Origin of the sequence: Corynebacterium sp. CCUG 61414, assembly GCF_024453945.1 — a bacterium.
GTDB lineage: Bacteria > Actinomycetota > Actinomycetes > Mycobacteriales > Mycobacteriaceae > Corynebacterium > Corynebacterium pseudogenitalium.
The window spans coordinates 116,027-132,644 of sequence record NZ_JAGPYU010000002.1; the positions used below are offsets into that span (position 1 = coordinate 116,027).

Sequence of the window (16,618 nt, forward strand, 5' to 3'; positions counted from 1 at the left end):
TTGCCAGTTTGACCCGCTCCAGGGGCTAACAATTCGACGAATCTGAGTCGCGGAGTCTCGGTCGCGCATCGATAGGGTGAAGCTCCGGCGCGCTCGACGAGTGCCCAGCTGCACCTAGTTCCTCGAGCTTACGAGCGGTGACCATCACCCGACTGTCGAGCGACGCCAGTGTTGCGTTGTACGACTCGACCGCCTTCTCAAGACTGCTCCCGACGCGGTTGTAGTGCTCTGTCAGCGTGCCGAGACGCCGGTACAGCTCTTCGCCAAGACGCTGGATGGTCTGCGCCTCCCGATTCATGGAATCTTGCCTCCACCCAAGTTCAACCGTGCGCAGCAGTGCGAACAGCGTCGTGGGGGTCGCGATGACGACGTTGCGGGCAAAAGCGTAGTCGAGCAGCTCCGGGTCGATAGCGAGACCGGCGTCCAAGAATGGGTCAGCTGGGACAAACATCACGACGAATTCCGGGCTGGGCTGAAATGCCTTTATGTATGACTTTGAGGACAGCGTATCGACGTGGCTTCGCAGCAGGTGCGCGTGTCTACGCAGGTAGCCTTGCTTTTCTTCCGGGTCTTCCGTGTTGAGCGCATCGAGGTATGAAGAAAACGGAACCTTGGCGTCGACGATTATGTTTCGATCCTGGGTGAGCCGGATAACCATGTCCGGGCGTAGCGAGGCGCCGTCGAAACGCATGTACGCCTGAGCGTCAAAGTCGACGTGCTCTACCATCCCACCCAGCTCTACCACGCGCTGCAGCTGCACCTCGCCCCATCTGCCTCGGACCTGCGGTGAGCGCAGTGCAGTGATGAGCTGATCAGTCCGGTCCCCGAGCCTGGATGAGGTGCGCGCAATTGCTTGTACTTGGCCTGCCAAGGCAGACTGCGCTACTGCTTGCTCTTTATCGATGTCTTCGAGACGAACCTGTAGGTCACGAAGTGCCTGTGCCAGCGGGCGTAGATCAGTAGGCGGGTGCTGTTGGGGGTTGGTACGCTGCATCCAAAACGTGCCGCCAAAAAAGCCCAGGATGGCCCCAACGAGGAGGCCCGTAAAGATCAATAGCAGTGCGGTCGATGCGTCCATGTGCATTAGTAGAGCACATGAGCGGGACAAAACTAGGCGTTAGGACGCAGTCGATCGAACACCTGTTTTAACTTGTCGGGCTTGTACCGCGGACGGAAGCGGCGATCGGGTTGATCAAGATCCTCCTCCGCGGACTCTCCCTGTGCAGCCTCCGAGGGGACAGTGGCTGCCCATTCATCTTCCTCGCGCAGCGCATCGCGCTTGTGCTGGCTTTCGATGCTTTCCAGCTCAGCAATCGCGCGACCTTCCTCGGTGATGAAAGAAAGATCTTCCGGGCGTACTTCCCCTGAGTGGATGCGCACAATATCGAGCGCGTAGCGGTAGCAAACCGCGATCATTGCAGCTACGGGGACTGCCAAGAAGGCACCAATCAGGTTGAAGAGTCCACCACCTACGGTCACGGAGACCAGCACGATCACTGGATGCAAGTTCATTGCACGGGACTGCAGCATCGGGGAGAGCACATTGCCTTCCAGCTGTTGGACAACAATGACGATGGCAAACACGATCAACGCTTGGGTTACGCCAAGCGACACCAACGCGACCAAAATGGCAAGCGCGCCTGCCACAACCGCACCCACAATCGGGATGAACCCCGCGATGAACGTTAAGACGGCGAGCGTAAAAGCCATCGGGACGCCTACGAAGTAGATGCCGAGGCCGATAAAGATGGCGTCGACAAGTGAGACCACTGCCTGGGCGCGAATAAAACCACCAAGCGTGTCCCACGCTCGAGTGAAGAGCTCAGTGAAATGAAGGCCTGCGCGACCCCCGGTAGCACTGCGAAGCCAAGGCAAAAACTTGTGGCCATCCTTCAAAAAGAAGAACGTCAAGACAAGCACCACAAACAGTGTGACAATCAGGCCTGCGGCAGTGCCAATACCTGTGAATACGCCACCAGCGATTGCCCCGGCCTGCTTCTGGAGCCACTGCGCAATCTCGTTCACGCCCTCATCAAGATCATCGGGGTTGACATTGAGCGGTGGACCCTGCAGCCAGAGCTGCAACCGCTGCACACCTTCGAGCGCTTGCAGATAGAGCAATCTCGAGTGCGCCGCAATGTCCGGGGCAATCAACGAGACGAGAAAGCCGAGAAACCCAAAGAAGCCAAGCAACGTCAAGAGTGCCGCAAATCCAGCTGGGAGGCCATGGCTACGAAGCCAACCTGCGACGGGAGCGAGCACAGTGCAGATGATGAGCGCAAGCACAACGGGGAGGATGCCCGCCCAAAACATGCCAATTACTTTGCCAAGCGCGGCCAAAAACACCGCGACAATGAGGACTCGCAGCGTCAACGTTGCGGCGGACTTGATCCACGCGCGGTAGACAATGCCACGATCGATCGGATTGGCGTCGTAGTCGAGAGGTTTTTGAGTGCTCACCCGACCTATTGTGCCCCATCCGAGGGGGAAAGAAACGTAACCCGACCGCGAGCTGCAAACTTTTCGACGGCAACGTGATCGGTGGGCTAGGATTGGCCAGCGTGAGTCTTACACTTGGAATCGTCGGTTTGCCCAATGTCGGAAAGTCAACCCTATTTAACGCGTTGACGCGGAATGATGTGCTCGCTGCGAACTACCCGTTCGCAACCATCGAGCCGAACGTGGGGCTGGTAGAGCTGCCAGACCCACGCCTGAAGCGGTTGGCTGAGATCTTTGAATCTGAGCGCATTCTGCCTGCCACTGTGTCGTTCGTTGACATCGCCGGCATCGTCAAGGGTGCTTCTGAAGGCGAAGGCATGGGCAACGCCTTCCTTGCAAACATCCGAGAAGCCGACGCGATTTGCCAGGTGGTGCGCGCGTTCGCCGACGACAACGTCATTCACGTTGACGGCAAGGTAGACCCGGCGTCCGACATCTCCGTCATCAACACCGAGCTGATCCTCGCTGACCTACAGACAATTGAGAAAGCATTGCCACGCCTAGAAAAAGAAGGCCGTAAGAGCAAGGACGTCGCCGCAGAAGCTGAAGAAGCCAAAAAAGCGCAGGCAGTGCTTGAGGACGACCGCACCCTCTTCGCCGCGGCAAAGTCAGGGGACATCGACCTCGATTTGCTGCACCACCTGCACCTCATGACGGCGAAACCATTCCTGTACGTCTTCAACTCCGACGAAGCCGTGCTCACCGACGAAGCCCGCAAGCAGGAACTGCGCGAACTTGTCGCGCCTGCTGAGGCCGTCTTCTTGGACGCGCAAACCGAGACCGAGCTACTCGAACTTGATGAAGAGGACGCATCGGAGCTCCTCGCATCTGTGGGGCAGGACGAGCCCGGACTGGAGACCCTTGCGAAAGCAGGTTTCGCAACCCTCGGCCTGCAGACGTACCTCACTGCAGGCCCGAAGGAAGCTCGCGCCTGGACGATCCACCAGGGTGACACTGCGCCGAAGGCCGCGGGAGTCATCCACACCGACTTCGAGAAAGGTTTCATCAAGGCTGAAATTGTCAGCTTCGAAGACCTCGACAAGTTCGGCTCCATGGCGGAGGCCCGCGCCAACGGCAAGGTGCGTCAAGAAGGCAAGGACTATGTCATGGAAGACGGAGACGTGGTCGAGTTCAAGTTCAATGTAACTTAAGGCGCGCCAGTGTTAGTCGTATGACAACACGTGCTGCCATTTACCTTCGCATCTCGCTCGATGCTGCAATGGACGGTCTTGCCATCGAGCGTCAGCGCGAAGACTGTGAAGCCATTGCAAAGCAGCGTGGCTGGATGGTCGTGTACACCTATGTGGATTAGTCGATCTCGGCCTCTAAGAAAGACGTGGAACGTCCCGATTACGACGCGATGGTGGCTAGTCTTCAGTGAGGCGAGCTAGACGCGATTATCTGCTGGGACTTGGATCGTCTAACGCGGCAGCCCGCGCAGCTCGAAGGGTGGATCGACAGAGCGGAACAGCACGGGTTGAAGCTTTTTACCGCGAATGGTGATGCGGACCTCAGTACTGACGGAGGCCGGATGTTCGCGCGCATCAAGGCGGCCGTAGCACGCGGTGAAGTCGAGCGTAAAGGGGCTAGGCAGTCACGCGCCCAACAGCAGCGTGGAGAGCGAGGGCAGACACCGTCCTCGCCGGCTACGGCGCAACGCAGGCGATGCCAGGCCCGCTGTTCACGTTCGCGTCCTTCCTCGGTGCCAGACACCACGCGCAGGTGCGGCCCTGGCTGGAGCGAATGCCGCGGTGGTCGGCATTCTCGGTGCAGCGCTGTACACCCCGGTGTTCACCGCCGGGGTTTCCGGCGTGATCACTCTGTCCATCACCGTGGTCTGCTACGCCGCGCCCACCTCGTGGAAGGTCCCGCCCTGGGCGGTCGTCATCGGCGCGGCCCTGGTCGGCTGGATTGTGCTGTGAACTTCGCTCTCGTCCGGTGCTCGGCGCTGAAGCGCGCCAAGGGAGGGAACCGGGACTAGAGCGTCACGTTGGCCAGCACCGCACCGGTGGGTTGCGCCGCGCCGGCGGCGACTTCCTCGGTGACGAGGACTGAAGCAGTTCCACCGGGCAGCGGCATCCACACGTCGTCGTGGGGTTCTTGGCCGATGACTCCAGCCGATTCCATGGCGCCGTCATCCATGACTGCCCACACTTGTGCCCCCATGCCGTCGTCGAGAGCTGGCTGGCCGTTGACCATGGCGCCGCCCTTGCCCATGTCAGAGCTGATCACGATGTCGAGGCTCGCGCCCATCGCGTCGGCCTGACCTTGACGCGCGTCGTCGGCCTCCATAATTGCGTGCATTTCGTCGACGCCCTGGGCTGTCACGGATTCGCGTGACTCGTCGACAGTGAATTGGGTGACCGCGAACCCGCCACCGGCGATGAGCACAACGGCGGCTGCTGCGGCGGTTGCGAGACGTCGCCCGGAGCGGTTCTTCCGCGCGGTGTCGAAGTCAGCGACCTGGTCGGTGGCGTCGATACGCTCCATGATTGAGCGTTTGAGCTCCGGTGGCGGAGTGACCGGCGTGGCTGCGGAATTGAAGAGGTCCTCGATATCTTTATCCATCACAGGCCTCCTTTCAACGACACGGCCTTGCGAAGCTTTTGCAACCCGTCGCGTACCCGGGTTTTGGCTGTTCCGAGAGCGACGCCAGTGGCATCGGCGATTTCTTGGTGGGTGAGTTCCCCGAAATACGCGAGCATGAGCGCACTTCGATGGGGCTCTCCGATTGAATCAATGAGTTCTTGCAGTTCCTCAGACTCTAGTCGCTGTTGAGCTTCGTCCTCAGCGGCAGCGACCCACGTGGTCAGTTGACTGTTGAAATCGTCGGTGTCGCGGGCTTGGGAGCTGCGCCAGCTCCGCAGCCGATCGATGGCTCGCGATTTGGCGAGCCGCAGTACCCGTGACTTGGCGCTGCCGCGGTGTGGGTCGAAGGTGTGGGCGCTTAGCCATACCTCCACGAAGACTTCTTGGGTGACCTCTTCCGCTTGGGCCCGGTCGCGCAAGATGTGGGTGGTGAGACCTAGAACCTGTGGGGCCAGAACGTCGTAAAGCTCGGCGAAGGCGACTTTATCGCCCGCGCGCACGCTTTCTAAGAGGTGGTCAAGATCCACAGGTTCTAACTCTAATACCTGGGTTATGTGCTACTTGGATTCTTCCGTCATTTTCTCTTCGCTCATCTTGTCCTCCATCATCGCCGCGGAAGACGGGGTCATGGAGCCGTCCATCTTGTCCTCCATCTTCTCCCCGGAGTCGTTGCATGCAACGAGGCCGACGGCGGCGATGACGATGGCGCTGGCACTGGCGATTGCGCGGTTGATAGACATAGTGTCTCCTTCACTTTTTCGGTTCGCAGGCGCAGTGTTTCTGGCCCGTCACTGAGTACTACGGAGCCGGGGGCTGATGCGGATTGGACCAATCCGATGCGGGCGCTCACTCCGTATTGCTGGGTGTAGGAAAGGTAACCGGAAAGTAGAGGAAACTCATGATCAGCGTGATTCTTGTTGGATTCATCGGGGGTGTGATCACGGCATTGTCGCCGTGCATTTTGCCAGTGTTGCCGGTGGTGCTGGGGGTCAGCGTCGGGCGTAAACCGTCGCACGTGGTGACAGGTTTGGTCGTGAGCTTCGCCGCGATCGCGCTGCTGGGTACGATTCTGCTTAGTGCGCTGCATTTGCCACAGTCGGTATTGCGCTGGGCGGGAGTGGTGTTGCTGGCATGGGTGGGGCTGGGAATGATTTTCCCGCCAGTGGGGGAGGTGTTGCAGAAGCCCTTTGACGCGCTTCCGCGCCCCACGGCATTGCAGGAGAAAACGCGCGGCAAGGGAGGTTTTCTCATCGGTCTGGCCCTTGGCGCGGTGTACGTTCCGTGCGCGGGCCCGGTGCTTGCAGCGGTGACGGTGGCGGGCTCGACTGGGCAGATCGGCTGGAACACGGTGGTGCTCACTGTCGCGTTCGCGATTGGGTCCGCGCTGCCGCTGTTCGTGTTCGCCCTGGCGGGCAACAAGATCGGTGACAAGGTAGACGCGGTGCAGCGCCACCGTAAGGCCATCGGCGTGCTCATCCTGGTCTTCACTGTGGCGTTAGCTCTCGACGCGCCGGCGGCGATCCAGCGTGCCCTGCCGAATTGGACGTCGTCGCTGTCGAACCGTTTTGAGAATTCGGACTTGGCCAATGACGCTCTCAGCAAGGTCGGCCCAACTGGGAGCGGTTCACTGCAGTCGTGCCGCCGTGCCGACCCCGCGCAGCTGCAGGATTGTGGCCCGGCACCGGAATTCGCGGGGCTGACGAACTGGATCAACACCGACCAGCCGCCGAGCCCGCAGGACGGTGGTGTCATGCTCGTTGATTTCTGGGCGTACGCCTGCATCAACTGTCAGCGTGCGGGGGAGCACATCACCAAGCTTTACGACACTTATCGCGATTCCGGCCTCACCGTCGTCGGCGTCCATTCCCCTGAGTACGCTTTCGAGCACGACCTGGGCAATGTCCGCAACGCCGTAGAAAAGGAAGGTATCCACTACCCGGTGGCGCAGGACAATGACTTCGCTACATGGAGGAATTTCAACAACCGCTACTGGCCAGCCCGCTACCTGGTGGACAAGCACGGCAACGTCCGGCAGATCGTGGAAGGGGAGGGAAGCTACGCCGAAACAGAAAAGCTCGTGCGTGAATTGCTCATCGACGCCAACCCCGACGTCGACCTCCCCGAACCGGTCGAAAGCGGCGAAGCAGCAGGCGGTACGAAGGGCCGCAACCCGGAAACTTATCTCGGCACTGCGCGCGCCGAGTACACCAAGCAGCCCGGTTACACCGACGGCGAGCACGACTTCGGTGAACCGGCCGCTCCGGAGCGCGGCATGTTCACTTTGAACGGGACGTGGATTCTCGAGGAGGAATCAGTGCAGACCACCAGTGGAGGACACCTGGACATCAACGTCTTCGCCAAGTGGGTCCAGCTCGTGGTTTCGGGTGAAGGCGAGATCGAGGTCGAGTATCCGGACGGTGCGACAAAGTCGTTCCCGGTCACAGATGGAACCCTCGACCTTGCGAAAAGCGACACGCCCACCGAGGGAGTGCTGCACATCCGGCCCACGGCAGGCGTGAAACTGTATTCGTTGACCTTCGGCTAGGCAGAGACAACCTTGTCCAGCGTCTCGGCGAACCGCGCGACGGTGCCGTCGACATCGCCCCACTTGTCCAAGCCGAACAGACAGATGCGGAAGGCGGAAAAGCCCTCCGGCTCGCCGACCTGCAGCGGAACACCGCTGGCGATCTGGACGCCGGCCTGCTTGAACGCGGATCCGTTGGCCTGCTCCGGGGCGGTGGCGTACATGACCACGATGGAGGTGGCCTCGAAGCCGGGGGCGGCGACGGAGACGTAGCCTTTGTCCGCCAGCAGCTTGCGCACCTTGGTGCCCAACTCGACCTGGCGGGCGGTGTACATTTGACGCGCATCTTCCCGTGCCCTACTGCTTCCCGAGTTGCTAGATGTTCCGGGAGCGATAGCGCCATGACCGCATCCTGCGGTACTTCTCTGGATTTACTTGCTGTCTTTAGCGGGAAGGTTTCTTTGCGCCGACACGCCGTCGAGTTCAAGTTCAACGTGTAGTGCTTAACCTCTGCGATGAACTCTTTGATCCCGGGACGTGATGAGGACTGGGGCTATTGTGCTCCCCCGAACGCTACGGCCCGGGGGCACGAGGCTGTGTCGCAGGTGCAGGCGAGAGGACCACTAGCGAAACACAGACCGCTGAGTCGACGCAGTCACGGTAAAGACGGAGCCGTCTAGGCGGTGCTCGAGGTTGCGCGAGATACGGTGACGCTGGGCGTCGGTAAGCGATGCGCATTCCGCGACATCGATGGAAAGCTGGACTTTGCCGTCCGTCGTGTTGACGCCCTGGCCGCCCGGAGTCGACGATTTCGCGAAACGCTCCGCGAGATCGGCGGCGATGACCGCACCGTCGGGGATCCCCGGGCCGGGTGCTATGGTCATGTCGTTCATGCCGCCCAGCCTAGGTGCCCACAACCCTTTCTCGTCTCGGCGGAAGCGGAGACCGCGTCGCGACGGCCGGGATCCAGCCTCAGTATTATCCTCGTCACCGGTTGATTCGAACGCTTTTGGCTCCTCCTTCTCCCGTCGGGCTTCGATTTCAGCGGCCTCCGCAGGTGGCAGTGATCGCTGGATCCGCTCGAACTATCGGTTCCGATCAGCGGTCGAAGGATTTTCGCAGCAGCCGGACCTGCGGCGCCGGTGCCGCCGCCGTAGCCTGACGAGCATCCCCGCCATGACGGCCATCACGACGGCGGTCCCGGCACCGATGATCCAGGGATTACCGAGGAGCCCACCGACGCCTGCGAGTGCTCCGCCCGCCGCGATGAACGGCAGGCCGCAGCAGAGCAGCGACGGAAGCGCGCAGCATGCCAGCAAGAGCAGCCCGGTCACTGCAGCGACGACGGGACCGGCGCGCCATTCGTCGCGGTCCTGATCGGCGCTCATCGTCTGCTTCAGGATGAGATCTCCCCGATTGCCTGCGTTGCCGTTCATGCGCAGCACGACAGCAGCGACGGGTCGGTGGTGAAGGCCTTCGCGGCGATCCGGATGCCCTCGGCCATGGTCAGGTAGGGGGCCCAGGCGTTGGCGACCTCGGCGACGGTCCTGCCGAGCACGTGGACGCCTGCGGCGGCGAGCTCCCCGGCGTCCTTGGCGACGGCGGTCAGGCCGAGGATCTCTTTCGTCTCGGCGTTCACGACGATCTTGATGAACCCGCGGGTGTCGCGGTTGACCAAGGCGCGGGGCACGTGGTGCAGGGGCAGGACGCGGCAGTCGCAGTGGATCCCCGCGGCGAGGACGTCCTTCTCGGTCATCCCGACCGCGCCGATCGCGGGCCCGGTGAACGTCACCCGCGGCAGGCGGGCGTAGTCGACGGACCGGTCGGCGTCGGCGAACGCGTTCTCGGCGACGAGGGTGCCGTGGTGGGCGGCGACGTAGACGAACTCGGGGTGCCCGGTCACGTCGCCCGCGGCCCAGACCCGCGGGTTCGAGGACTGCAGCCGGTCGGAGACGACCACCTCGCCGGAGTCTCCGGTATTCACCCCGACCGCATCGAGGTTCAGGCCATCGGTGACGGGACGGCGTCCGAGGGCGACCAGGACCTGGTCGGCGCGGAACTCCTGCGAGCCGCCGGACAAGGCGGCGGTCACGACGGCCTCGCCTCCCGTGCCGCGGGAGACCCGGGTGGGCACTGCGCGGCTGACGACGCGGATGCCCCCGTCGGCGAACACCTCCTGGAGCGCCTTCGACACCTCCGGCTCCTCCTTCGAGGCGAGCCGGGACCGCACGAGCAGCGTGACCTGCGAGCCGAGGCGGGCGAACAGCTGCGCCTGCTCCAGGGCGACGTAGCCGCCGCCGAGCACCAGCAGCGACTCGGGGACCTCCGTCAGCTCCATCGCCGTGGTCGAGGTCAGGTATCCGGTCTCCTTCAGGCCGTCGATCGGCGGTGCCCACGGGCGAGAACCAGTCGCGACCAGGTAGTGGTGGGCCTCGATGGTCTCGACGCTTCCGTCGGATCCGGCAACATCGAGAACCGGCGCATCAGGGGTGCCCACGAACGAGGCGTCGCCGCGGAGGACCTGCCAGCCGTAGGAGTCGGCGACGTCGGCGTACTTCTCGCCGCGCAGCGACTCCACCAACGCTTGCTTCCCAGCGATCAGCGCGGGCATGTCGACGGGATCCGCCGTCGTCGCGATCCCGGGGAACCGGGTTGCGGCATCGACCGCGACGTGCCGCGCGCCGGCCGCGGCAATGAGCGCCTTCGACGGGACGCAGCCCGTGTTCACGCAGGTGCCGCCGAGCGTCCCGCGCTCGATCATCACCACCGACTTCCCGAGCGTGCTGGCGCGGATCGCAGCGGCGAACGCGCCGCCTCCCGATCCGATGATGGCGAGATCGTACTTCGTAGGCATCGCTACTCCTGTCAACTCTTGGCTTTCTGCTCTGTCTCAGCCATACTGGACCTTCCAGTGCAGGGGAAGGTCAAGCGCGGCCACGGAGGGAGACAGCAATGTGGATCGGAGAACTCGCCGAGAGGGCGGGCACTACCGCGAAGACCCTTCGCTTCTACGAGGAACAGGGCCTTCTGCCCCCGACCGAGCGCACGCCGTCCGGATACCGCGACTACGCGCCCGAGACGGTCGCTCGGATCGACTTCATCCACCGCGGCCAGGCCGCGGGTCTCACTCTCGCCCAGATCCGCCAGATCCTCGACATCCGCGACGGCGGCCATGCGCCCTGCGAGCACGTGCGCGACCTGCTTGACGTGCGCCTCGCTGAGATCGAGCAGCAGATCGCGCAGCTCTCCGTGCTGCGCGACACTATCGCGGACCTTAGCCAGGACGCCGCGCACCCGGATCCTGAAACGTGCAGCACCGATCAAGTGTGTAGATACTTGTAGACGGCGGGAGTCAATGACTCAAACGCTACAACCCCGGTATGCGCTAGCGCATGTCGATGCCGCCGGTGCCCACCTCGATGATTTTGGTGGTGGCCGCGATAGCACACAGCAGCGGCATCGGGGCGGAGGCCTGCAGTGCGAAGTGGTGGACTCGGAAGGACGCGTTGTTCACGCCGATTGCGTCCGCAGCCTGGGTGATCTCCAGACGAGTCTTGGCGATCTTTTCCGCAGATGGCCCGCACTAGCTGCCGAAGGCGTAATGCCCGAAGCTTAAGAAGCCGAACGCTTTCATTGGATAACACTCCTTTTGATGGTGTTAACGAGAGGGGGTAACTTTGCAACGACATACCGTCGAGTTCAAATTTAACGTGTAGCGTTATTGACGCTTCGCGTTATGGGGGATAGGGTGAAGCATGATCCAGTCGTTCGCTGACAAGGACACTGAGCGTTTGTGGAATCGAGAGCGGGTTCGCTCGATCGATTCCCGCATTCACTCAGTAGCGCTGCGCAAGTTTCGCCAGCTTGGGTACGCGCAGACTCTTGATGAGTTACGGATTCCCCCGTGGAACCGGCTTGAGGCGTTGAAAGGTGATCGGCGGGGTCAGTTCAGCATTCGAATCAACGACCAGTGGCGGATCTGTTTTCGGTGGTCTGCCGCGGGGCCAGAGGAGGTTGAGATCGTTGACTACCACTGACAAGCTCCCTCCGATTCACCCCGGTGAGATCCTCATGGAGGACTTTCTCAAGGAAATGGGGATCACCCAGCACAAGCTCGCAGTCTCCATCGGCGTTCCGCCCCGCCGGATCAACGAAATTGTTCACGGTAAGCGCGCTGTAACCGCGGACACTGCTCTTCGCTTGGCTAAGTTCTTCGGAATGAGCCCCCAGTTCTGGCTGGGGTTACAGACCCAGTACGACCTGGATGTGGCAGAAGACAAAATCCTCGCCGAGATCGAGAGGATTCTGCCGGTTCACGCTGTCTCGGCGTAGCAGTTACCCGAACCAGGTCCGTCAGCGTGAGGATATGCACGCGGATGGTTCGAACTAGGGAATTTGGGGCCGCCGACGCGTGGACTTGAGTTCCGAGCGCCGCTTTTTCGCTTCGAGACGGCGCCGCACCGAGCCGCGCGTCGGCTTCGTTTTCCGCCGCGGGGGAGGCGGTGGGGCGAGAGCCTCGCGCAACAAGATGGCCATGCGTTCCCGCGCCTCGGCACGGTTGCGGACCTGCGACCGCTGCGTCGATGCGCTCACGGTGAGTACCGTGCCGTCCAGGCGGTGTTCGAGGTTGTGGAGGGCGCGGCGACGCTGGGCGTCGGAAAGCGATGCGCATTCCGCGATGTCGATGGACAGCTGCACCTTACTGTCGGTGGTGTTGACGCCTTGGCCGCCCGGGCCCGATGCCTTCGCGAACCGCTCCGACAGGTCCGCCGCGGCGACGACGAGGCCACCGGGGATCCCCGGGCCAGGCGCGATGGTCAGATCGTTCATACCGCCCAGCGTAGTTAGAGTTGTTTCCGGATCAGATACGACGTGCGAGATCGGGGTAATGTACGACCACTCAGTCACCGTCGACCTCCAACTCGACGTCGACTCCCCGTGTTCCGCTTTCGTATCGGACAGTTTCAGCATCGACGGAGCTGTAGTACTGGTCTGATGCGATCACCTGGAGGGACGGTATATCAATCCAAGCCATGATCAGCTGCGTTTTCGGAACCTGAGTCTCAAGCAGCGTCAAGCGACGAATAGGCATTGTGTTGGTGAGAGGGCACAGACCGAGATCGCAATCGAGTACGGCTTTCAGGTCGGCGGACTGGACGATACCGGGGAGGGCAGATCTTCAGGCTGGGCGCCCTCTTCATTGGTTTCCGCCGACCACACGCCTTGCTCGGACCTAAACAGCTCGAGGCTTCGCCCCATCCGTCGCCTTCAACGTTCACCGACACACGTTCGGTCACGCAGTTCTCCGCGGCGCGCAGCTCCCACTTATACGTGCGCTCCGTGGTGAGGATTTTACTACGCTTGATGGTGCGAAAAGGCAGGTAGCTTTCGACTGAAACTCGGTCGAGTTCAAGTTCAACGTGTAACGCGGGGCATTAAGGTGGAGATCGTTGATTACCATTGACAAGCTCCCCCGTTGGTGAGCTCGCGGAGACACACCTGGGCGGGCATGTGCCCGATGAGAAACGACACTGAGTGGCGCTTCCGGGAGATTCTGGAGGGATGATCAATTGTCTGAGCACCACACGGCAATCGTCGTCGGTGGTGGCCAGTCCGGCCTAGCCACGTCGTACTACCTGCGGCGCTTCGAAGTGGACTTCTTGGTTCTAGACAACCAAGAGGAACCCGGCGGAGCGTGGTTGCATACGTGGCCGTCATTGACGCTTTTCTCCGCCGCGGAGTTCTCCAACCTGCCCGGCTGGCCCATGCCGCACTACCCGGGGTACCCGCCTGCAAGTCATGTCATCGACTATCTGGAAAGCTACGAAAAACGCTACGACCTTCCGGTCAGGCGCCCAGTGCATGTCCACAGCGTGTCCCATGAGGAAGGGATGTTCTACCTCAGTACGACCGCCGGTCAATTCACGGCGGAACACGTTGTCGCAGCCACAGGCACGTGGTCCGCGCCCTTCGTGCCCTACTATCCCGGCACCTTCGGCGGACGCCAGTGGCACTCGTCGACCTACCCCGGTCCCGAACCATTCCGCGGTGCGAAGGTCGCGGTGGTCGGTGGGGCGAACTCAGGTGCACAGATCGCCGCGGACCTCATCGGGACGTCGGACGTCACATGGTTCACGCTTGAGCAGCCGCGCTGGATGCCTGATGATGTCGATGGCCGCGATCTCTTTCTCCGCAGCCGCCGCCGAATTCTCGGTGGCGATGCCGGTCCGAACCTCGGGGACATTGTCGCACTGCCTCATTTACGTGAGCTCCGCAACTCCGGTCAGCTCACCGCTACCCCCATCTTCGATAGCTTGAGCGAGCTCGACCACGACCACCTGATCTGGTGCACTGGTTTCCGCCCGGCCCTCGGCCCATTCCGTCACCTCATGTGCGGCCGCGAAACCGCGGTGAAGAATCTGCATCTAGTCGGGTATGGCAACTGGACCGGCGACGGGTCGGCAACGCTGATGGGTGTGGGGCCCTTTGCCAAACACACTGCCCAGGTTGTCGCGGGCCGTGTCGATGGAGCTCGACATCGAAAGTTTTGAGATGACGGTTGGTCCCTGAGCAGATCGATCCTTCCAAGATCCGCGTCGGAGAGCCAGCGCGCTGGACGAAAGTGTGACTCAGCGCTTCGTTTGTGCAGCCCGCAGGCCGTTCAAGATCACGATGACTTCGGCGACCTCGTGAACCAACACGACGGCGGCCAAGCCCAGCACGCCGCTGATCGCCAGCGGCATCAACACGATGATGATAGCCAGAGACAGCACGATGTTCTGGTTGATGATCCTGCTGCCTCGGCGGGCGTGTTGCAGTGCCTGAGGGATCAGCCGGAGGTCGTGGCCGGTGAAGGCGACGTCAGCGGACTCGATCGCGGCGTCAGAGCCGGTCGCTCCCATCGCTATACCCACCGTTGCGCCCGCCAGTGCCGGAGCATCGTTGATGCCGTCGCCGATCATGGCCGTCGGTGTCTTGGAGGAGAGTTCGGCGACGATGCTTGCCTTGTCCTCTGGGCGTAGCTCGGCGCGCACATCGTCGATCCCGGCGATCTCAGCCAGCGCCCGGGCGGTGCGAGTGTTGTCGCCGGTGAGCATGCTCACCTTCACGTCGTTAGCGTGCAGGGTCTGCACAGCTTCGGGAACCTCGGGACGCAGCTCGTCGCGGACCCCGATCGCTCCGGCGAGGGTGTCATCGACGGTGACCAGGACGCAGGTCTGACCTTCGGACTCCATGCGCTCAACGTCTGCCTTCAGTGGCCCGGCGTCGATCCACCGGGGGCTGCCCACCAGCACCCGTCGACCTTCGACGGTGCCGCCGATGCCATGACCGGCTTCCTCGCTGATGTCCGAGGCGGCGGGTGCTTCGGGCGCCGCTGCCGCGATCGCCGCGGCGAGGGGGTGCGTCGATTGCTGCTCAACTGCCGCTGCGAAGGAAAGCACCTGGGCCCGATCGAATCCGTCTGCCGGGACCACCCCGGTAACCTCGGGCTGGTTGCGGGTGAGGGTTCCGGTCTTGTCCACCGCCAGGTGACGGATGCCGCCGAGCCGCTCGAACGCCGCGCCGGACTTGATGACCACGCCGAACTGGCTGGCCGCGCCGATCGCGGCCACGACCGTCAGCGGCACGGAGATTGCCAACGCGCACGGCGACGCTGCGACCAGAACCACCAACGCACGGGTGATCCACGTCTCGGGGTCGCCGAGCAGCGAGCCGATCACGCCCACTAGCACCGCCAGGATCATCACCCCGGGTACTAGGGGTCGGGCAATCCGGTCGGCGATCCGGGCGCGGTCGCCCTTTTCCGCCTGTGCCTGCTCGACCAGGTCCACGAGTGTGGTCAGCGAGTTGTCAGTTCCAGCTGCGGTCGTCTCGACCTCCAGCACACCAGCGGAGTTGATCGCTCCCGCGGGCACCTCGTCGCCGGGTGCGACCTCCTCCGGAATGGATTCTCCGGTGATCGCTGAGGTGTCAAGGCTGGAGCGTCCGGACCGAATGATGCCGTCTGTGGCGATCCGCTCCCCGGGGCGTACAAGCATCAGCTCGCCAACTACGAGGTCCTTCGCTGCGACCTCGACCGCCGTACCGTCGCGCTGCACCGTCGCGGTCTGTGGTACCAATTTCAACAGTGCTCGCAGTCCACTCTGGGCCCGGTCCATCGCCTTGTCCTCCAGCGCCTCGGCGATCGAGTACAGGAACGCTAGCGCCGCGGCCTCTCCGACGTAACCGAGGATTACCGCGCCGACCGCACTGATTGTCATCAGCAAGCCAATGCCGAGCTTGCGCTTCGTGACAAGGTTCCGGGTAGCGCCGGGCGCGAACGTATACGCCCCCAACAGTAGGCCGACCCAGAACAGTACTGTCGCGGGTGCCTCTAGCCCGGACCAGCCCAGCGCCAGACCTATGCAGAGGGCTACGCCGGAGAAGATCGGCAGTAGCAACTCGGGGTCCTTCCACCATGGCCGATCGAGATCTTCGATTTCCGTGGCTGGTTCGTGTTCGCATCCACATGCTGAAGTCATGCGTCCACTCCTTTTCCGTCGCAGCCGGGCACCGAGCACTCAGGGTCGATGCACGGGGCATTCTCGTCGACAGCCAACGTCGCGTTCACTAGCGCGTTGAGCGCTGTCGCGAGGTGCGGATCGGCGATTTCGTAGCGTGTCTTGCGGCCCTCCGGCTCGGCGACGACGATGCCGCAGTCACGCAAGCAGGTCAGGTGGTTCGAGACGTTCGAGCGGGTCAAGTCCAGGTCGCGCGAAAGCACAGCCGGGTAGCTCGGGCCGTCGAGTAGGGTCATCAGGATTCTGGAGCGCGTCGGATCCGCCATGGCCCGGCCGAGCCGGTTCATGACATCGAGGCGCGAAGCAATAGTCAGCATGCGCTGAACTATACAGTCAATACTGAACTATTTCAAACGCGCTGAACTGACATTGAAGCGAAGAGTTTGCTACCTGTTCAATCAATGCGTTTTTAGAGGCTTTTTGAGAGGTTAGCGCCCCTCTAGCT

Annotated in this window: 20 protein-coding genes and 3 pseudogenes; 9 read left to right on the plus strand and 14 right to left on the minus strand. The window is 62.3% G+C overall.

Going from position 1 to position 16,618, the window contains the following annotated elements:
* Window positions 1-25 precede the first annotated feature (25 nt).
* Both KBX14_RS02780 and KBX14_RS02785 read right to left on the minus strand, forming a co-directional pair.
* Entirely contained in the window at window positions 26-1,078 is a 1,053-nt protein-coding gene (locus KBX14_RS02780; RefSeq protein ID WP_070976198.1) for a DNA recombination protein RmuC, read from the minus strand.
* A gap of 32 nt (window positions 1,079-1,110) precedes the next feature.
* Complete coding sequence (locus KBX14_RS02785; protein ID WP_256041796.1) at window positions 1,111-2,460, minus strand: AI-2E family transporter; 1,350 nt, start codon at window positions 2,458-2,460, stop codon at window positions 1,111-1,113.
* A gap of 101 nt (window positions 2,461-2,561) precedes the next feature.
* Here KBX14_RS02785 and ychF point away from each other — a divergent pair, with 101 nt between their 5' ends.
* The 4 genes and pseudogenes from ychF to KBX14_RS11280 all read left to right on the plus strand — a co-directional run bounded on the left by ychF (window position 2,562) and on the right by KBX14_RS11280 (window position 4,421).
* Window positions 2,562-3,650, plus strand: coding sequence for a redox-regulated ATPase YchF (ychF, locus tag KBX14_RS02790; protein ID WP_256041797.1), 1,089 nt, complete (start codon window positions 2,562-2,564; stop codon window positions 3,648-3,650).
* Window positions 3,651-3,670: 20 nt separating this feature from the next.
* Window positions 3,671-3,811: a recombinase family protein gene (locus KBX14_RS11270; protein ID WP_257000612.1), complete on the plus strand. Its 141-nt coding sequence runs from the start codon at window positions 3,671-3,673 to the stop codon at window positions 3,809-3,811.
* A gap of 99 nt (window positions 3,812-3,910) precedes the next feature.
* Window positions 3,911-4,069, plus strand: a pseudogene (locus KBX14_RS11275) (recombinase family protein); the annotation flags it as partial.
* Window positions 4,070-4,250: 181 nt separating this feature from the next.
* Window positions 4,251-4,421 (plus strand): hypothetical protein, encoded by a 171-nt coding sequence (locus tag KBX14_RS11280; protein WP_218079174.1) that lies wholly within the window; start codon window positions 4,251-4,253, stop codon window positions 4,419-4,421.
* Between the two features lie 55 nt (window positions 4,422-4,476).
* Here KBX14_RS11280 and KBX14_RS02805 read toward each other — a convergent pair whose 3' ends face one another.
* From KBX14_RS02805 to KBX14_RS02815, 3 genes are read right to left on the minus strand one after another with little or no spacing between them, the layout of a single operon-like run.
* Window positions 4,477-5,067 (minus strand): anti-sigma factor, encoded by a 591-nt coding sequence (locus KBX14_RS02805; protein ID WP_256041798.1) that lies wholly within the window; start codon window positions 5,065-5,067, stop codon window positions 4,477-4,479.
* Window positions 5,067-5,615 (minus strand): sigma-70 family RNA polymerase sigma factor, encoded by a 549-nt coding sequence (locus KBX14_RS02810; protein WP_070484377.1) that lies wholly within the window; start codon window positions 5,613-5,615, stop codon window positions 5,067-5,069. The genes KBX14_RS02805 and KBX14_RS02810 overlap by 1 nt, the downstream gene beginning before the upstream one ends.
* 30 nt (window positions 5,616-5,645) lie before the next feature.
* Window positions 5,646-5,828, minus strand: coding sequence for a hypothetical protein (locus tag KBX14_RS02815; RefSeq protein WP_070484380.1), 183 nt, complete (start codon window positions 5,826-5,828; stop codon window positions 5,646-5,648).
* A 158-nt stretch (window positions 5,829-5,986) separates the two neighbouring features.
* On the opposite strand from KBX14_RS02815, the gene KBX14_RS02820 reads away from it, so the two are divergent.
* Window positions 5,987-7,633: a cytochrome c biogenesis protein CcdA gene (locus KBX14_RS02820; protein WP_070484384.1), complete on the plus strand. Its 1,647-nt coding sequence runs from the start codon at window positions 5,987-5,989 to the stop codon at window positions 7,631-7,633.
* Here KBX14_RS02820 and KBX14_RS02825 read toward each other — a convergent pair.
* The 4 genes and pseudogenes from KBX14_RS02825 to merA form a co-directional block, all read right to left on the minus strand.
* Window positions 7,630-7,947, minus strand: coding sequence for a hypothetical protein (locus KBX14_RS02825; protein ID WP_070484391.1), 318 nt, complete (start codon window positions 7,945-7,947; stop codon window positions 7,630-7,632). The genes KBX14_RS02820 and KBX14_RS02825 overlap by 4 nt on opposite strands.
* 168 nt (window positions 7,948-8,115) lie before the next feature.
* Window positions 8,116-8,505: pseudogene (locus tag KBX14_RS02830) on the minus strand (peptide chain release factor I).
* A 192-nt stretch (window positions 8,506-8,697) separates the two neighbouring features.
* Entirely contained in the window at window positions 8,698-9,048 is a 351-nt protein-coding gene (locus KBX14_RS02835) for a hypothetical protein (protein ID WP_005293255.1), read from the minus strand.
* Window positions 9,045-10,466, minus strand: a complete 1,422-nt coding sequence (gene merA / locus KBX14_RS02840) for a mercury(II) reductase (RefSeq protein WP_070452615.1) — start codon at window positions 10,464-10,466, stop codon at window positions 9,045-9,047. The genes KBX14_RS02835 and merA overlap by 4 nt, the downstream gene beginning before the upstream one ends.
* Window positions 10,467-10,564: 98 nt before the next feature.
* Between merA and KBX14_RS02845 the strand changes: the two genes are divergently transcribed.
* Window positions 10,565-10,954 (plus strand): heavy metal-responsive transcriptional regulator, encoded by a 390-nt coding sequence (locus KBX14_RS02845; protein ID WP_005290994.1) that lies wholly within the window; start codon window positions 10,565-10,567, stop codon window positions 10,952-10,954.
* Between the two features lie 46 nt (window positions 10,955-11,000).
* On the opposite strand, the pseudogene KBX14_RS11180 reads toward KBX14_RS02845, so the two are convergent.
* A pseudogene (locus KBX14_RS11180) lies at window positions 11,001-11,246 on the minus strand (alkane 1-monooxygenase); the annotation flags it as partial.
* A gap of 121 nt (window positions 11,247-11,367) precedes the next feature.
* On the opposite strand from KBX14_RS11180, the gene KBX14_RS02855 reads away from it, so the two are divergent.
* Window positions 11,368-11,649, plus strand: a complete 282-nt coding sequence (locus KBX14_RS02855) for a type II toxin-antitoxin system RelE/ParE family toxin (RefSeq protein ID WP_256041800.1) — start codon at window positions 11,368-11,370, stop codon at window positions 11,647-11,649.
* Window positions 11,650-11,683: 34 nt separating this feature from the next.
* On the plus strand, window positions 11,684-11,944 hold the full coding sequence (locus tag KBX14_RS02860) for a HigA family addiction module antitoxin (RefSeq protein ID WP_070976454.1): 261 nt from the start codon (window positions 11,684-11,686) through the stop codon (window positions 11,942-11,944).
* 54 nt (window positions 11,945-11,998) lie between these two features.
* Here the strand turns inward: KBX14_RS02860 and arfB are convergent, their stop codons facing one another.
* Window positions 11,999-12,442, minus strand: a complete 444-nt coding sequence (gene arfB, locus KBX14_RS02865) for an alternative ribosome rescue aminoacyl-tRNA hydrolase ArfB (protein ID WP_070829487.1) — start codon at window positions 12,440-12,442, stop codon at window positions 11,999-12,001.
* A 70-nt stretch (window positions 12,443-12,512) separates the two neighbouring features.
* Window positions 12,513-12,773: a putative glycolipid-binding domain-containing protein gene (locus KBX14_RS02870; RefSeq protein ID WP_370687052.1), complete on the minus strand. Its 261-nt coding sequence runs from the start codon at window positions 12,771-12,773 to the stop codon at window positions 12,513-12,515.
* A 409-nt stretch (window positions 12,774-13,182) separates the two neighbouring features.
* Here KBX14_RS02870 and KBX14_RS02875 point away from each other — a divergent pair, with 409 nt between their 5' ends.
* Window positions 13,183-14,163 (plus strand): NAD(P)-binding domain-containing protein, encoded by a 981-nt coding sequence (locus KBX14_RS02875; RefSeq protein WP_256041802.1) that lies wholly within the window; start codon window positions 13,183-13,185, stop codon window positions 14,161-14,163.
* A 78-nt stretch (window positions 14,164-14,241) separates the two neighbouring features.
* Here the strand turns inward: KBX14_RS02875 and KBX14_RS02880 are convergent, their stop codons facing one another.
* On the minus strand, window positions 14,242-16,134 hold the full coding sequence (locus KBX14_RS02880) for a cation-translocating P-type ATPase (RefSeq protein WP_256041803.1): 1,893 nt from the start codon (window positions 16,132-16,134) through the stop codon (window positions 14,242-14,244).
* Window positions 16,131-16,490, minus strand: coding sequence for a helix-turn-helix transcriptional regulator (locus tag KBX14_RS02885; RefSeq protein ID WP_046646453.1), 360 nt, complete (start codon window positions 16,488-16,490; stop codon window positions 16,131-16,133). The genes KBX14_RS02880 and KBX14_RS02885 overlap by 4 nt, the downstream gene beginning before the upstream one ends.
* Window positions 16,491-16,618: the final 128 nt, after the last annotated feature.

Bases quoted from the DNA above. Each gene is read 5' to 3' on its own strand.
- KBX14_RS02780 (WP_070976198.1), bottom strand. From the start codon at position 1,078: ATGGACGCATCGACCGCACTGCTATTGATCTTTACGGGCCTCCTCGTT.
- KBX14_RS11270 (WP_257000612.1), top strand. From the start codon at position 3,671: ATGACAACACGTGCTGCCATTTACCTTCGCATCTCGCTCGATGCTGCA.
- KBX14_RS02805 (WP_256041798.1), bottom strand. From the start codon at position 5,067: ATGGATAAAGATATCGAGGACCTCTTCAATTCCGCAGCCACGCCGGTC.
- KBX14_RS02815 (WP_070484380.1), bottom strand. From the start codon at position 5,828: ATGTCTATCAACCGCGCAATCGCCAGTGCCAGCGCCATCGTCATCGCC.
- KBX14_RS02820 (WP_070484384.1), top strand. From the start codon at position 5,987: ATGATCAGCGTGATTCTTGTTGGATTCATCGGGGGTGTGATCACGGCA.
- KBX14_RS02825 (WP_070484391.1), bottom strand. From the start codon at position 7,947: ATGTACACCGCCCGCCAGGTCGAGTTGGGCACCAAGGTGCGCAAGCTG.
- KBX14_RS02835 (WP_005293255.1), bottom strand. From the start codon at position 9,048: ATGAACGGCAACGCAGGCAATCGGGGAGATCTCATCCTGAAGCAGACG.
- merA (WP_070452615.1), bottom strand. From the start codon at position 10,466: ATGCCTACGAAGTACGATCTCGCCATCATCGGATCGGGAGGCGGCGCG.
- KBX14_RS02845 (WP_005290994.1), top strand. From the start codon at position 10,565: ATGTGGATCGGAGAACTCGCCGAGAGGGCGGGCACTACCGCGAAGACC.
- KBX14_RS02855 (WP_256041800.1), top strand. From the start codon at position 11,368: ATGATCCAGTCGTTCGCTGACAAGGACACTGAGCGTTTGTGGAATCGA.
- KBX14_RS02860 (WP_070976454.1), top strand. From the start codon at position 11,684: ATGGAGGACTTTCTCAAGGAAATGGGGATCACCCAGCACAAGCTCGCA.
- arfB (WP_070829487.1), bottom strand. From the start codon at position 12,442: ATGAACGATCTGACCATCGCGCCTGGCCCGGGGATCCCCGGTGGCCTC.
- KBX14_RS02880 (WP_256041803.1), bottom strand. From the start codon at position 16,134: ATGACTTCAGCATGTGGATGCGAACACGAACCAGCCACGGAAATCGAA.
- KBX14_RS02885 (WP_046646453.1), bottom strand. From the start codon at position 16,490: ATGCTGACTATTGCTTCGCGCCTCGATGTCATGAACCGGCTCGGCCGG.